This is a genomic window from Streptomyces sp. D2-8, from assembly GCF_023184515.1.
Classification (GTDB): domain Bacteria; phylum Actinomycetota; class Actinomycetes; order Streptomycetales; family Streptomycetaceae; genus Streptomyces.
Window position 1 is genome coordinate 31790 of sequence record NZ_JAAHBP010000020.1, and the last position, 14583, is coordinate 46372.

16 protein-coding genes are annotated in these 14583 nt (G+C 72.3%); 12 read left to right on the forward strand and 4 right to left on the reverse strand.

The genetic code is table 11. The annotated features are described in order from the left end of the window. Position 1 precedes the first annotated feature (1 nt). Together G3I77_RS29505 and G3I77_RS29510 are read left to right on the forward strand one after the other, a co-directional pair. Positions 2-475: a C40 family peptidase gene (locus G3I77_RS29505; RefSeq protein WP_248508357.1), complete on the forward strand. Its 474-nt coding sequence runs from the start codon at positions 2-4 to the stop codon at positions 473-475. Between the two features lie 81 nt (positions 476-556). Beyond that, entirely contained in the window at positions 557-1186 is a 630-nt protein-coding gene (locus G3I77_RS29510; RefSeq protein WP_248508359.1) for a DUF6328 family protein, read from the forward strand. Positions 1187-1383: 197 nt separating this feature from the next. Here G3I77_RS29510 and G3I77_RS29515 read toward each other — a convergent pair whose 3' ends face one another. After that, positions 1384-1842: an ATP-binding protein gene (locus G3I77_RS29515; protein ID WP_248508361.1), complete on the reverse strand. Its 459-nt coding sequence runs from the start codon at positions 1840-1842 to the stop codon at positions 1384-1386. 213 nt (positions 1843-2055) lie between these two features. On the opposite strand from G3I77_RS29515, the gene G3I77_RS29520 reads away from it, so the two are divergent. After that, the gene (locus G3I77_RS29520) at positions 2056-2916 is read left to right on the forward strand and encodes a helix-turn-helix transcriptional regulator (protein ID WP_248508363.1); all 861 of its coding nucleotides are present in this window, start codon (positions 2056-2058) and stop codon (positions 2914-2916) included. A gap of 9 nt (positions 2917-2925) precedes the next feature. After that, the gene (locus G3I77_RS29525) at positions 2926-3156 is read left to right on the forward strand and encodes a DUF397 domain-containing protein (protein ID WP_248508365.1); all 231 of its coding nucleotides are present in this window, start codon (positions 2926-2928) and stop codon (positions 3154-3156) included. Between the two features lie 55 nt (positions 3157-3211). On the opposite strand, the gene G3I77_RS29530 is transcribed toward G3I77_RS29525, so the two are convergent. Then, a complete protein-coding gene (locus tag G3I77_RS29530) occupies positions 3212-4339 on the reverse strand; it encodes an 8-amino-7-oxononanoate synthase (RefSeq protein WP_248508367.1) in 1128 nt (375 codons plus the stop codon). A gap of 150 nt (positions 4340-4489) precedes the next feature. On the opposite strand from G3I77_RS29530, the gene bioB reads away from it, so the two are divergent. From bioB to G3I77_RS29560, 6 genes are all read left to right on the forward strand, one after another. Then, positions 4490-5680, forward strand: coding sequence for a biotin synthase BioB (bioB, locus tag G3I77_RS29535; protein WP_248508369.1), 1191 nt, complete (start codon positions 4490-4492; stop codon positions 5678-5680). After that, complete coding sequence (locus G3I77_RS29540; protein WP_248508371.1) at positions 5673-6953, forward strand: adenosylmethionine--8-amino-7-oxononanoate transaminase; 1281 nt, start codon at positions 5673-5675, stop codon at positions 6951-6953. The genes bioB and G3I77_RS29540 overlap by 8 nt, the downstream gene beginning before the upstream one ends. Position 6954: 1 nt before the next feature. Beyond that, complete coding sequence (gene bioD, locus G3I77_RS29545) at positions 6955-7680, forward strand: dethiobiotin synthase (protein WP_248508372.1); 726 nt, start codon at positions 6955-6957, stop codon at positions 7678-7680. Positions 7681-7764: 84 nt separating this feature from the next. Next, a complete protein-coding gene (gene bla / locus G3I77_RS29550; RefSeq protein WP_248508373.1) occupies positions 7765-8664 on the forward strand; it encodes a class A beta-lactamase in 900 nt (299 codons plus the stop codon). Positions 8665-8672: 8 nt separating this feature from the next. Then, a complete protein-coding gene (locus G3I77_RS29555) occupies positions 8673-9611 on the forward strand; it encodes an endonuclease/exonuclease/phosphatase family protein (RefSeq protein WP_248508374.1) in 939 nt (312 codons plus the stop codon). 76 nt (positions 9612-9687) lie between these two features. Then, entirely contained in the window at positions 9688-10362 is a 675-nt protein-coding gene (locus tag G3I77_RS29560) for a class I SAM-dependent methyltransferase (protein ID WP_248508375.1), read from the forward strand. Position 10363: 1 nt separating this feature from the next. Here the strand turns inward: G3I77_RS29560 and G3I77_RS29565 are convergent, their stop codons facing one another. Together G3I77_RS29565 and G3I77_RS29570 are read right to left on the reverse strand one after the other, a co-directional pair. Further along, complete coding sequence (locus tag G3I77_RS29565) at positions 10364-10738, reverse strand: fic family toxin-antitoxin system, toxin component (RefSeq protein ID WP_248508376.1); 375 nt, start codon at positions 10736-10738, stop codon at positions 10364-10366. Between the two features lie 4 nt (positions 10739-10742). Then, a complete protein-coding gene (locus G3I77_RS29570) occupies positions 10743-11021 on the reverse strand; it encodes a toxin-antitoxin system HicB family antitoxin (RefSeq protein ID WP_248508377.1) in 279 nt (92 codons plus the stop codon). Positions 11022-11156: 135 nt separating this feature from the next. Here G3I77_RS29570 and G3I77_RS29575 point away from each other — a divergent pair, with 135 nt between their 5' ends. Next, on the forward strand, positions 11157-11972 hold the full coding sequence (locus tag G3I77_RS29575) for an ABC transporter ATP-binding protein (RefSeq protein WP_248508379.1): 816 nt from the start codon (positions 11157-11159) through the stop codon (positions 11970-11972). A gap of 4 nt (positions 11973-11976) precedes the next feature. Then, complete coding sequence (locus tag G3I77_RS29580; protein WP_248508380.1) at positions 11977-14544, forward strand: FtsX-like permease family protein; 2568 nt, start codon at positions 11977-11979, stop codon at positions 14542-14544. Positions 14545-14583: the final 39 nt, after the last annotated feature.

Consider the following 14583-nt stretch of genomic DNA (forward strand, 5'->3'; position numbering starts at 1 on the left):
CATGACTGCGCTCAATCGTGTCCCGTCGCTCATGGCCCGGGCCGGAACGGCCTCGGCGCTCACCATCGCCGCGGTGGGCGGCTCGATCGTGGCGCCCGGCTTCGCCTCCGACGCCGCGGCAGCCGCACCGGCGACCAAGGCACTCCAGATCGCGGCCTCCAAGAAGGGTTCACCCTACAAGTACGGGGCCACCGGTCCGCACCGGTTCGACTGCTCCGGGCTCACGCTCTATTCGTTCAAGAAGGCCGGCAAGAAGCTCCCCCGCACGGCTGCCCAGCAGTACAACAAGACGCGCCACATCTCCGCCAAGAACCGCAAGGCCGGAGACCTGGTGTTCTTCCACTCGGGCAGCAACGTGTACCACGTCGGTATCTACGCGGGTAAGAACAAGCTCTGGCACTCCCCGAAGAGCGGGGACGTGGTGCGGCTGCAGAAGATCTGGACCAAGAGCGTCTGGTACGGGCGCGTGAAGTGACCAGCCCGGCGTGCGGCGGCGTCCTGACGCGCCGCCGCCCGCCGGAGCGTGACACGGGCTCACGTGGATACCCGTGACCCCATGGCCGAGCATCGACCCTGCACCGCGCGCAACGAGACTCCGCTGCAACGCGCCGACCGCAACTTCGTCGAGCTGCTCCAGGAACTCCGCGTCACCCAAACGGGTGTGCAGATCCTCTTCGCCTTCCTTCTGTCGCTGGCCTTCACGTCACGTTTCGAGGACCTCGACACGGTCCAGCGCGTCACCTACGTCATCACGCTGCTGCTGGCGGTCCTGGCCGCCGCGCTCTTCACCGCACCGGCCGCACTGCACCGCTCCCTCTTCCAGCAGGGCGCCAAGCCCCGCATCGTGCAGGTCTCCTCGCGCCTGGCCACCACCGGTCTGAGCGTGCTGGTGTTCGCGTTCAGCGGTTCCGTGCTGCTGGTGGTCGACGTGACCACGGGCCGGACCGGCGGTATCGCCGCGGGCGCCGCGACCTTCCTGGTCTGCGTCGGCCTGTGGGGGCTGCTCCCGAGGCTGGTGCGGCGGGCGGGGCCGCGTGGGGAGGCGGACGGCACCGAGGGGACCACCGAGGAGGAGCCTGCCCGGGGCGACGTGAGGGTCCCCGCACCGCTGCGGCGCACCGTCAGGCAGCCGTCGGGGCTTCGAGGAGCGGCAGCGCGCCGGGAGGCGTCGGCACGGCAGCGGTGACGGCCACGGGCTCCGGCGGGTCGCGAGGCTCGGAGGAGGCGTCGTAGCCGTGCGGGCGGCCCGGATGTCGGTCGCGCGGGCCGGGGCGGGCGAGACGGCCCGTTCGGCGGAGGGGTTGGGGAGGTCTCTCGGTCCTGCTGCGAGGGCGTGGCCCTGTGCCGCGGCAGGCGGGGTGGAGCGGCGGATGTGTGTGAGGTCTACAGCTCCTGCTGGACCGCCGTCGTCGCCGGCTGGACCGGAACGACCCACGGCAGTTCGATCGAGATGGTCTTGCCGCCTTCGCGGGTGGGGCGGATGCGGAGTCTGCCGCCGCATTCCGCGGTCAGCCAGCGGATGATGACCAGGCCGCGGCCGTTGTCCTGCTGGACGGCGGCGGGCAGGCGTCTGGGAAAGCGCGGGTGGCTGTCCGTGACACCGATGCGCAGGTGCTCGTCGCGGTCGAGCTCGACGTCCACGGTGAACGTGGGCGACTGGCCGAAGGTGTGCTGGACGGCGTTGGTGGCGAGTTCGGAGATGATGAGCCGGACGGTGTCGGACACTTCCGTGTCCGCCGGCAGGCCCCACTCCGCCAGCGTGCCCACCACATAGGCACGCGCTGCGGAGACCGAGGCGGGATCGCTCGGCAGAGTGAGGGATGCTTCCAGATGGTCTGCCATGGCGACGTCGTCCCTTTCCCACGGGACCGCGGCCCGACACGGAGCGGATGGTTCGAGTACGGTCCCGGACTGGTGCTTCGTCGCCAGACTGCCACCAGAACCCCCCTGAAGGGCGGCGATCCACCAAGATATGCATATATCTGTCGCTCAAAGCGGTGAACTCTGCGACGCGAGACCGTATTTGGGTGGCTCGGAAGGAGTAAGGAGGAGCCCATGCAGCACGGTCCCGCGGTGCGCCGCCGGAAACTGGGCGCCGAACTGCGTGCGCTGCGCACCTCGGCGGGGCTCACGAGCGGTGAGGCGGCCCGGCTGGTGGGCTGGCACCAGTCCAAGGTCAGCCGGATCGAAACGGGCACGAGCGGGGTGAGACCGCCCGACGTGCGGTTACTACTCGACGCCTACGGCGTGGCAGACTCCGAACTTCGCGGCCTCCTCATGATGTTGGCCGGATCCGACGACAGCGGCGGCCGGCACCACTGGTGGCACGCCTACCGCGGGGTACTGCCGCCGACCTACCGGGACTTCATCAGCCTGGAGTCGCAGGCCGGCGCGATGCGCACGCTGGAGACCACCGTCGTCCCGGGCCTGCTCCAGACGCCCGAGTACGCCCGTGCGGTGACGAAGGCCGCGGTGGAGGGACTCCCGGAGGACCGGCTCGACACGCTGGTCGAGGTGCGGCTGGCCCGGCAGGACGTGTTGCGCGCGGATCCCCCGCTGAACCTCAGCGCCGTCCTGGACGAGGCGGTGCTGAGGCGGGAGGTGGGCGGGCCCGGGGTCATGGCCCGCCAGCTGGAACGACTGGTCGAGGCGGCCCGGCTGCCCCAAGTGCGCCTCCAGGTCCTGCCGTTCGCCGCCGGGGCGCACATCGGTGTCACCGGACCTTTCGTTATCTTCTCATTTTCGAGCACTTCTGATCTGGATGTAGTTGTTCTCGACCACTTGACGAGTAGCCTCTACCTCGAACGGAAAGAAGACCTCCAGGCCTACACGGAGGCCTTCAACGCCCTTCAGATCCACGCCCTTTCGCCCGAGGACTCGTTGGATTTCATCGCCGGGACAGCCGCCGGCGCGTAAGGAGGCACCATGCGTGCACTGCCTCGTCACGTCCCCTCAAGCAGCGAACTGCACGGTGTGCGGTGGTTGCGCAGCAGCTACAGCACCGGCGCGAACAACTGCGTCGAAACCGCGTGTCCGGATGCCCCGCCCTGGGCCGGACTGCTCGCCGTGCGCGACTCCAAGGACCCGGCCGGACCCGCGCTGCTCTTCTCTCCGGGGAGCTGGGCCGCGTTCGCGGCCGGGGTCGACCGTATGTGACCGTGTTTGATCAGACAGACCGTCATCGTGCGACGCACGGCCGTGTCACGCCGACTCATGGCCGCGTCTCGCCGATCAGCCGTACAGCGCGTTCGATCTGCTGACCGGTCAGGTCCGCGCGGGCGGTCAGCCTGAGCCGTGAGATGCCGTCCGGCACGGAAGGGGGCCGGAAGCAGCCCACGGCCAGGCCCGCCGCGCGGCACTCCGCCGCCCAGCGCACGGCGTCCTCGGGTGAGGGCGCCCGCACCGAGACCACCGCGGCGTCCGGTCGTACCGCTTCCAGACCCGCGGCGGTCAGGCGTGCGTACAGTTCGCCCGCCACCGCACGGGCCCGTGCCGCCCGTTCCGGCTCGCGGCGCAGCAGCCGCAGGGCAGACAGGGCCGCCCCCGCCGCGGCGGGGGCGAGTCCGGTGTCGAAGATGAACGTCCGGGCCGCGTTGACCAGGTGGTCGACGACCCGGGCGGGACCGAGGACGGCTCCGCCCTGGCTGCCGAGCGACTTGGAGAGCGTGACCGTTGCGACCACGTCGTCGGCGCCCGCGAGCCCCATGGCGTGCGGGGCGCCGCGGCCGCCGTCGCCGAGGACGCCCAGCCCGTGGGCGTCGTCGACGACCAGCCCGGCGCCGTGCTCCCGGCAGGCCTCGGCCAGCGCCGTGAGCGGGGCCGCGTCGCCGTCGACCGAGAAGACCGTGTCGGACACGGTGATCGCCGTGCCCTCGTGGGTGGCCAGCGCCTTGCGCACGGCGTCCGGCTCGGCGTGCGCCACGACCTGGGTGGTGCCGCGGGCCAGCCGGCAGCCGTCGATGAGCGAGGCGTGGTTGCCCGCGTCGGAGACGATCAGGGAGCCGTGCGGGGCCAGCGCGGTGACGGCGGCGAGGTTGGCGGCGTAGCCGGAGGAGAAGACGAGGGCTGCCTCGAAACCGCAGAAATCGGCCAGTTCCCGCTCGAGTTCGGCGTGCAGTTCGGTGGTGCCGGTGACGAGCCGTGAGCCCGTCGAGCCACCGCCCCAGGTCCGCGCGGCCCGGGCCGCGCCCTCGGTGACCTCGGGGTGGCGGGCCAGCCCGAGGTAGTCGTTGCTCGCCAGGTCGAGGAGCGGCGAATCGGCCGGACGGGGGCGCAGAGTCCGTACGAGTCCGGCGCGGGCGCGCAGCTCCGCCTGCTCGTCGATCCAGCCGAACGTCATGGGTGGTCCTCCGCGGAATTTGTAGGCAGTGCACAGACACTAGCGGGATCACCAGCAGGTCACTGTGTGGCAATACCCACACCTCGAAGCCACTCTGTTGTGCGAAGTCTCCTTGGCCCGGGGCGCCTCCTTAGGACAGGATCGGCTTCCATGGACCTGCTGAACACGCTGGTGGACAAGGGGCTTCGGCGCGAGCTGCCGACCCGCGACGAGGCACTGGCCGTCCTCGCGACGTCCGACGACGACCTGCTCGATGTGGTGGCCGCGGCCGGAAAGGTGCGTCGGCACTGGTTCGGCCGACGGGTGAAACTGAACTATCTCGTCAATCTCAAGTCCGGCCTGTGCCCCGAGGACTGCTCCTACTGTTCGCAGCGGCTCGGCTCCCAGGCCGGGATCCTGAAGTACACCTGGCTGAAGCCCGACCAGGCGTCCGACGCGGCGGCGGCCGGTGTGGCCGGAGGGGCCAAGCGGGTGTGCCTGGTGGCGAGCGGGCGCGGCCCGACCGACCGGGACGTGGACCGGGTCTCCGAGACGATTCGGACGATCAAGGACAACAACGAGGGCGTCGAGGTGTGCGCCTGCCTCGGACTCCTCTCCGACGGCCAGGCGGAGCGGCTGCGCGAGGCCGGCGCCGACGCCTACAACCACAACCTCAACACGTCCGAGGCGACGTACGGGGAGATCACCACCACGCACACCTACGAGGACCGCGTCGACACCGTGCAGAAGGCGCACGCGGCCGGTCTGTCCGCCTGTTCCGGGCTGATCGCCGGCATGGGCGAGACGGACGAGGACCTGGTGGATGTCGTCTTCTCGCTGCGTGAGCTGGACCCGGACTCGGTTCCGGTCAACTTCCTGATCCCGTTCGAGGGCACCCCGCTCGGCAAGGAGTGGAACCTGACCCCGCAGCGGTGCCTCAGGATCCTGGCGATGACGCGGTTCGTCTGCCCGGATGCCGAGGTGCGGATCGCGGGCGGGCGCGAGGTCCATCTGCGCACGATGCAGCCGCTCGCGCTGCACCTGGCCAACTCGATCTTCCTCGGCGACTACCTCACCAGCGAGGGCCAGGCCGGCAAGGCCGACCTGGAGATGATCGCCGACGCCGGGTTCGAGGTGGAGGGCACCGACCAGGTGACGCTGCCGGAGCACCGGGCGGCCGGCGGCTGCCACGACGGCGGCGGGGTCTGCGGTTCCGGCGGCGGGGCCTGCGGCTCCGGCGGCGGGGCCTGCGGCTCCGGCGAGGAGCCGCAGGCCGCTGAGGCTCACGCGGGCGAGCCGCGGACCGACCTGGTCGCCGTGCGCCGCCGGGGCGCCGGGACGGACCTCGCGCCCAATGCCTGAGCCGACCGTCTCCGAGCTGCTGGAGCTCGACCGGCGGCACGTGTGGCATCCGTACGGCCCGATGCCCGGGCGGCAGGAACCGCTCGTCGTGGAGTCGGCGAGCGGGGTGCGGCTGCGGCTCGCCGACGGCTCGGGAGAGCTGGTCGACGGGATGTCGTCCTGGTGGTCCGCGATCCACGGCTACAACCACCCGGTACTCAACGAGGCCGCGCGCGAGCAGCTCGGGCGGATGAGCCACGTGATGTTCGGCGGGCTCACCCACGAGCCCGCCGTGCGGCTGGCGAAGCTCCTTGTCGACATGTCGCCCGAAGGGCTGGAGCACGTCTTCCTCGCCGACTCCGGGTCGGTGTCGGTCGAGGTCGCGGTCAAGATGTGCCTGCAGTACTGGCGTTCGCTGGGCCGCCCCGGCAAGCAGCGGCTGCTGACCTGGCGCGGCGGCTACCACGGCGACACCTGGCAGCCGATGTCGGTGTGCGATCCCGAGGGCGGGATGCACGATCTGTGGACCGGGGTGCTGCAACGTCAGGTGTTCGCCGACCCGCCTCCGGCACAGTACGAGGAGGCGTACGCCGAGCACCTGCGCTCGCTGATCGAACAGCACGCCGGTGAACTGGCGGCGGTGATCGTCGAGCCGGTGGTGCAGGGCGCGGGCGGGATGCGGTTCCACTCCCCCGCGTATCTGCGGGTGCTGCGCGAGGCGTGCGACGCGCATGACGTGCTGCTGGTGTTCGACGAGATCGCGACCGGATTCGGCCGTACGGGCGCGATGTTCGCGGCGGAGCACGCGGCCGTGACGCCGGACGTGATGTGCCTGGGCAAGGCGCTGACCGGCGGCTACATGACGATGGCGGCGACCCTGTGCACCGCTCGGGTGGCCGACGGCATCTCGCGGGGCGAGGTGCCGGTGCTCGCGCACGGCCCGACGTTCATGGGCAATCCGCTGGCGGCGGCGGTGGCCTGCGCGTCGATCGAGCTGCTGACCGGTCAGGACTGGCTCACGGAGGTCAAGCGGATCGAGGCGGGCCTGCTGGACGGGCTCGCGGCGGCCTCGGACCTGCCGGGCGTGAAGGACGTGCGGGTGCTCGGCGCCATCGGCGTCGTGCAGCTGGATCACGCCGTGGACATGAAGGCGGCGACGGAGGCGGCCGTGCGCGAGGGCGTGTGGCTGCGGCCGTTCCGCAATCTGATCTACACCATGCCGCCGTACGTCACGGGCGACGCGGACCTGGCGCGGATCGCGCGGGCCGTGTGCGCGGCGGCGCGGGAGGGATGACATGCCGGTACTGGTGATCACGGGCACGGGCACGGAGGTCGGCAAGACGGTCGTGACCGCCGCCGTCGCCGCGACGGCCCTGGCCGCCGGCCGTTCGGTGGCCGTGCTGAAGGCCGCGCAGACGGGCGTACGGCCGGACGAGCCGGGGGACGCCGCCGAGGTCGCGCGCCTCGCGGGACCAGTGACGACGGCCGAACTCGCCCGGTACCCCGAGCCGTTGGCGCCGGCCACCGCTGCGCGCCGGGCCGGCCGGGCCCCGGTCCACCCGGACGAGGTCGCGGAGGCCGCCGCCAAGCTGGCCACCGAGCACGACTTGGTGCTGGTCGAGGGAGCGGGCGGACTGCTCGTCCGGTTCGACGCGGCCGGCGGCACCCTGGCGGACGCGGCCCGGTTGCTGTCGGCGCCGGTGCTGGTCGTGGCGCCCGCGGGGCTCGGCACCCTGAACACGACGGAGCTGACGGCCCGTGAACTGCGTTCCCGGGGGCTGGACCTGGCCGGGGTCGTGATCGGGAGCTGGCCCGCCGCCCCGGATCTCGCCGCGCGCTGCAATCTCGCGGACCTGCCGGACGTGGCCGGAGCCCCGCTGCTGGGCTCGGTTCCGGCCGGGTCGGGCGCCCTCTCCCCCGCCGGCTTCCGGGCGGCCGCGCCGCACTGGCTGGCGCCGCAGCTGGACGGCTCGTGGGACGCGGAGGCGTTCCGGGTCCGGGAGGCGCCCGAGGCGTTCTGAGCATCCGGGCGGGCGGGTGGTGAAACCGGCGCGGACGTGATCGCGTGTTGAACTACGTACGTGATCACCTCCGAAGGGACCACCTTGCACACGAACGGATCACGCCCGTCCCGCCGTACGGCCCTCGCGCTGGGCACGGCCGCCGCTCTCTCGCTGGGCGGCGGCACGGCCCACGCGTTACCCGGCACGGGTGGTGTCACCGCGCGGCTGCGGGAACTGGAGCAGGAGCACACCGCCCGGCTGGGTGTGTACGCCCGCAATGTGCGCACCGGCCGGACCGTGGCCTACCGGGCCGACGAACGCTTCCCGATGGCCTCGGTCTTCAAGACGCTCGCCGCCGCGGCCGTCCTGCGCGACCTCGACCGCGACGGCGAGTTCCTGGCCCGGCGCGTCCACTTCACCCAGGAGTACGTCACGAAGTCGGGCTACTCGCCCGTCACCGAAGACAACGTCGCGACGGGCATGACCGTCGGGGAACTGTGCGACGCCACCATCCGCTTCAGCGACAACACCGCGGGCAACCTGCTCCTGGAAGAGCTGGGCGGCCCGACCGCCGTCACGCGCTTCTGCCGCTCGACCGGTGACCGGGTCACGCGGCTCGACCGCTGGGAGCCCGAGCTCAACTCCGCGGAGCCGTGGCGCGTGACCGACACGACCTCCCCGCGCGCCATCGGCACGACCTACGCCCGGCTCGTGCTCGGCACCGTGCTGGAGCCCCGGGACCGCGCGCGGCTCACGGACTGGCTGCTGCGCAACACCACCAGCACCGAGAAGTTCCGCAAGGCCCTGCCCGCCGACTGGCTGGTCGCCGACAAGACCGGCGGCGGACGGTACGGCGGCAACAACGACGTGGGCATCACCTGGCCGCCCGACGGCCCGCCGATCGTGCTGTCCGTCCTGACCACCCAGCCGGAGGAGGACGCCCCGGCCGACAATCCGCTGGTGGCCAGGACGGCCGCACTGCTGGCGGCGGAACTCGCCTAGGGAGCCGCGTGGCAGTCAAGGGCAGCCCGGGACCTGGAGATGCCTGGCTCGCCGGCGGTGCGCTCGGCGCCGCCGGCCTGCTCGCCCTGCACTCGGCCGTGCCCAACGGGGCCGGACGGATGGGGAGCCTGCTGGAGACGTTCCTGCCGTGGCTGGGGGTGACCGTGCCCCTGCTCAGCTGCCTCGCCCTGCTCAGGCGGTCGAGGGCGGGGCTGCTCGCCTGCCTGGCGCCCGTGGGCGTGTGGCTCTGGATGTTCGGCGGGATGTGGTTCTCCCCGGCCCCTGGCCCGTACGACCTGAGCGTCGTCCAGCACAACGTGGCCGACGACAACACCGACCCCTCCGGCACCGCACGGGCCCTGCTCGCCACCCGCGCCGGCCTGATCGCCGTGCAGGAACTGACGCCCGCGGCGCGGCCCGCGTACCAGGACATCCTGGGCGGCTCCCATCCGCATCGGGCGGTGCACGGCACGGTCGGGCTCTGGTCGACGTATCCGCTGTCGGACGTGCGGCCGGTGGACATCCGGCCCGAGGGCTTCCCGGAGAGCTGGCGGCGCGGTCTGCGGGCCACGGTGTCCGCGCCGGGCGGCGAGCTCGCGGTGTACGTGGTCCATCTGCCGTCCGTGCGCCTGGGCCCGGCGGGCCTCACCTCCGCGGCCCGTGACGAGAGCGCGGCCCTGCTCGGGGCCCGGATCGCCGACGACCCGGCCGGCCGGCTGCTGGTGGTGGGCGACCTCAACGGCACGGTGCAGGACCGCGGGCTCGGACCGCTCACGTCCCAACTGCAGGCCCCTCCCAGGGGATTCGCGTTCAGCTGGCCGGCCGCGTTGCCGGTGGCGAGGATCGACCAGGTGCTGGGGCGCGATGCCGAGGTGACGGAGGTGTCGGCGCTGGCGGCGACCGGGAGCGATCACCGTCCGGTGCTGGGCCGGGTACGCCTGCGGTAGGCGTCAGGGGTGCGCCGGGCTCGCCCGGGGGACAATCTCGGTAAGGCGCAAGGCCAGCCTCGTCTGGGAGGTCCCCATGCCGCTCCGTTCCGGCAAGGTGCCGCGGGACACCGTGCACCATCCGCTGTTCGCACGCTGCTACGCCCGGGTCAGTGTGGCCGCCGAGACCCGGATGGGTATGGGCGGGATACGCGAGAGACTGCTGGGGGGGCTGTCCGGGCGGGTGATCGAGATCGGCGCCGGCAACGGGCTGAACTTCGCGCACTACCCGGGCAGCGTCGCGGAGGTCGTGGCGATCGAACCGGAGCGGCGGCTGCGGCACCTGGCCGTGGAGGCCGCGCTGCGTGCCGAGGTGCCGGTGGACGTGGTGCCGGGTGTGGCCGAGGCACTGCCGGTCAAGAGCGAGGGCTTCGACGCGGCCGTGGTGTCGCTGGTGCTGTGCAGTGTGCGGGACGTGCCCCGGGCGCTCGGGGAGCTGCGGCGGGTGCTGCGGCCGGGCGGCGAGGTGCGGTTCTTCGAGCACGGCCGGGGCGGCGGCCGGGTGATGACCTTCACGCAGCACGCGCTGGACCGGACGGTGTGGCCGGTGCTGAGCGGGGGCTGCCATGTGGCGCGGGAGCCGGTGCGGGCGCTGCGGGACGCCGGGTTCGAACTCGGGCCCTACCGGCAGGTGCTGATGCCCGCGGAGGGGCCGCGGCTGCCCAGTTCGTACTGCGTGCTCGGCACGGCGTGGCGCCCTGCCGGCGGGTAGGTCACAGGCTCCACTGGCGCAGTTCCTGCTCGATGTCCCGGACGGACGCCTCGCCGCTCTTGACCAGCCGGGCGAGGTCGCGGACCTGCTCGGGTGAGGTGACGACCTTGGCGCCGCTGGCGACGAGGTAGGCGTAGGCGACGGCGGAGGCGAACAGGGCGTTGGAGCGTTCCAGCGCGGGGACGTGGAGGAGGAGCTGGAGCAGGGCGGCGGCGCGGGCGTGCGGACTGTCGTAGACGGGGACGTCGAATATGGCGGCCTGGTGGCGGGCGACGGCGGCGACGAGGGCTCCCCAGTCGGTGACCTGGGGGTCTCCGGGGGTCTTCTGCTCGGCGAGCATCAGCAGCCAGGCGAGGTCGATCTCGAGGTTGTTCAACGGTTCAGTGCCGACCTTCGCGCGTGCCCTCGTGGTTCTCCGCCACTCGCGACGTCGTCGCTCGAGCGGGGGCACCCCCGTCGAACTCCTCGGCGAAGACGGACTCGTACTGCTTCATGAAGTCCGCGGCGGCCTCCACGAAGGTGTGGCCCACCTCGCCGGTGTCCTGTCTGACCAGCTCCTCGATGTAGCGGTTGACGCTCATCCCGCGGGCCAGGGCGCGTTCACGGGCGGCGCGGGCGGTGCCCTCGTCGACTCGCACGTTCAGCTGGGTCTTCGCCATACCTCGAAGCTAGCGCGCAGACGCTAGCGCCGGCAAGGGCGGAGTCCGCCCCGCGGAGGATACCGAGTGTGGGCCGGGTCACATTACCCTCGGGCAGGGCCAGGAGGTCCTGACGTCCACCCAGAGGAGGCGGCCTTGTCCACACCTGCTGCGGAGCACGCTCCCGGCCTCGCGCCGGCCGACGGGATCGCGGCCCGCGCCCGCGGTCTGACCAAGGCGTACGGATCGGGCGAGACGACCGTCCTCGCACTCGATTCGGTGGACGTGGACGTCGTCCGGGGCCGGTTCACCGCCGTGATGGGCCCGTCGGGCTCCGGGAAGTCCACGCTGATGCATTGCCTGGCCGGGCTCGACACCGTCTCGGCCGGTCAGGTGTGGCTGGGCGACACGGAGATCACGGGGCTGAGGGAGCGCGAGCTGACGCGACTGCGCCGCGACCGGATCGGGTTCATGTTCCAGTCGTTCAACCTCATCCCGACCCTGAACGCGCTGGAGAACATCACCCTGCCCATGGACATCGCGGGCCGGAAGGCCGACGGGAAGTGGCTGGACCAGGTGATCGACACTCTGGGCCTGCGGGACCGCCTCGGGCACCGGCCGTCGCAGCTCTCCGGCGGGCAGCAGCAGCGCGTGGCCTGCGCGCGGGCGCTGGCCTCCCGGCCCGAGCTGATCTTCGCGGACGAGCCGACCGGCAACCTCGACTCGCGCGCCGGCCTGGAGGTGCTCGGCTTCCTGCGCGAGGCGGTGGACCAGCTCGGGCAGACCGTCGTCATGGTCACCCACGACCCGGGCGCCGCCGCCCACTCGGACCTGGTGCTCTTCCTCGGGGACGGCCGGATCGTCGACGAGATGCAGCGCCCCACGGCGGAGGCGGTCCTGGAGCGGATGAAGCGGTTCGACGTGATCCGCACCCGGTACGAGGACGCCCCGGCGTCACCCGAGGAGAGCTGAGTCCGTGCTCAAGGCGACCCTGCGGAGCTTCCTGGCGCACAAGGGGCGGCTGCTGCTCTCCGCGCTCGCCGTCCTGCTGTCCGTCGCGTTCGTCACGGGGAGCCTGATCTTCTCGGACACCGTCAGCCGCACGTTCGACCGGCTGTTCGCCTCCACCGCGGCCGATGTCACGGTCAGCCCGAAGGAGGACCTCGACGAGGCGGTACCCTCCGGCCGGACGGCCACCCTGCCGGCGGCGCTCGCCGAACGCGTCCGGAAGATCGACGGGGTCGCGGCGGCCCGCGCCGACGTGGACGTCGACGGCCTCACGGTCGTCGACGAGAGGAACGAACCGGTCGGCCCGACCACCGGGGCGCCGACGCTCGGCAACGCCTGGAACCCGAACGAGCGCAGCCCCGTGAAGCTGACCTCGGGCCATGCCCCGCGCGGTCCCGCCCAGGCCCTGCTCGACTCCGAGACCGCCGGCCGCAAGAACGTGCGCATCGGTGACACCCTCACCGTCATTGCGCCCCCCGGGTCGTTCCAGGTCCGGGTGGTCGGCATCGTCACGTTCACGACCACCAACCCCGGCTCCGCGCTGCTCTACTTCGACACCCCCACGGCGCAGACGAAGTTGCTGGGCCGGGCGGGGACGGCCACCGGCATCTCGGTCGACGCGGCGCAGGGCGTCGGCGACGAGCAGCTCAAACAGCGCGTGGCCGACGCGCTCGGCGCGCACACCTACGACTTCAGGACGGCCGACGAGCAGGCCGAGTCGGACGTCGAGCGGCTGGGCGGGTTCCTCGACGTCATCAAGTACGTGATGCTCGGCTTCGCCGGGATCGCCGTGCTGGTCGGCGTGTTCCTGATCGTCAACACCTTCTCCATGCTCATCGCCCAGCGCACCCGCGAACTGGGCCTGCTGCGCGCGCTGGGTGCCAACCGGAGCCAGGTCCGGCGTTCGGTGCTCACCGAGGCCCTGCTGCTCGGGCTGGTCGGCTCCACGCTGGGGCTCGCCGCGGGCATCGGGCTCGCGGCCGGGCTGATCGCGCTGATGGGCCTGCTCGGCATGAACATCGACGCCGACGAGATGGAGATCGGCTGGGTGACCCCGGTGGCGGCGTACGTCGTCGGGCTCGGCGTCACCTTCGTCGCCGCGTACCTCCCGGCGCGGCGGGCCGCGGGTGTGTCGCCGATGGCCGCGCTCTCGGACACCGAGGTCGCGGGGGTGGGCCGGCCGCTGCGGGTGCGTGCGGTGGCGGGCGGGCTCGTCGGGGCGGCCGGGGCGGCGGCGCTCGCGGGCTGCGCGGTGTCGCGGCAGACGTCGTCGGCGGCGTCCCTGCTGGGGCTCGGTGTGGTGCTCACCCTGATCGCGACCGTGATCGCCGGGCCGCTGCTGGTGCGTCCGGTGATCCGGGTGCTCGGCGCGGGCTTTCCCGCGCTGTTCGGGTCGATCGGCCGGATGAGCCAGCGCAACGCCCTGCGCAATCCCCGCCGTACCGGGGCCACCGCTGCGGCCCTGATGGTGGGGATCGCCCTGGTGGGCGGGATGTCGGTGGCGAGCGAGTCGATGACCGCGTCGTTCGACCGGCAGATCGACAAGACGCTGGGCGCCGACTTCGTGATCCAGAACACCAACTTCCGGCCGTTCCCGCAGGAGGTCACCGACAAGGTGCGCGGCACCGACGGCGTGGGCCTGGTCGTGCGCGGGCGGTTCACACCGGTCGCGGTGCGCCTCCCGGACGGGGACCGCGTGGAGACGACCGCCGCGGGCTACGATCCGCGGCTCGACGAGGTCGCCGACATCGCCTACGCGCAGGGGGACTCCGCGGCCGCGCTCGCGAGCGGGCACCTGGCCATGGACCGGGACTTCGCACGCGACCACGGGGTGCGGGTGGGCAGCACCCTCCCGGTGGAGTTCCCGGGCGGCCGCTCGGCCGAGCTTTCGGTCGGCGCGCTCACCGACCAGGACTCCGCCGAGGGGTTCGGCACCCAGGGCGGGCTGTTCTTCGGGCTCGACACCCTGGTGCGGTACGCGCCGGGCGGGCAGGACTCCGCCCTGTACGTCAACGCCGGGGCCGGCACGAGCGACGGCGACCTGCGCGCGAACCTGGAGGAGACCCTGGATCCCTACCCGCAGGTGCAGGTGCGGGACCTGGCCGACTACAAGCAGCTGGTCCGCGACCAGATCGCCGTCCTGCTGTACCTCGTGTACGCGCTGCTCGGGCTGGCGATCATCATCGCGGTGCTGGGCGTGGTCAACACCCTCGCGCTGTCGGTCGTCGAACGCACCCGGGAGATCGGGCTGTTGCGGGCCATCGGGCTCGCCCGGCGCCAGCTGCGGCGGATGATCCGGCTGGAGTCGGTGGTGATCGCGGTGTTCGGCGCGGTCCTCGGACTGGTGCTGGGGCTGGTGTGGGGGGTGTGCATGCAACAGGTGCTGGCGCTCCAGGGTATGACGGCCCTGGCGATCCCGTGGGTCACGATCGTGCTGGTGGTGGTCGGCTCGGCGGTGGTCGGGGTCGTGGCGGCCCTGCTGCCGGCGTTGCGCGCGTCCCGCATGAACGTCCTGGCGGCCATCGCGCACGAGTGAGGTCCGCATGCTGAAACGGTCTGTCACGGGTCGCCGTGC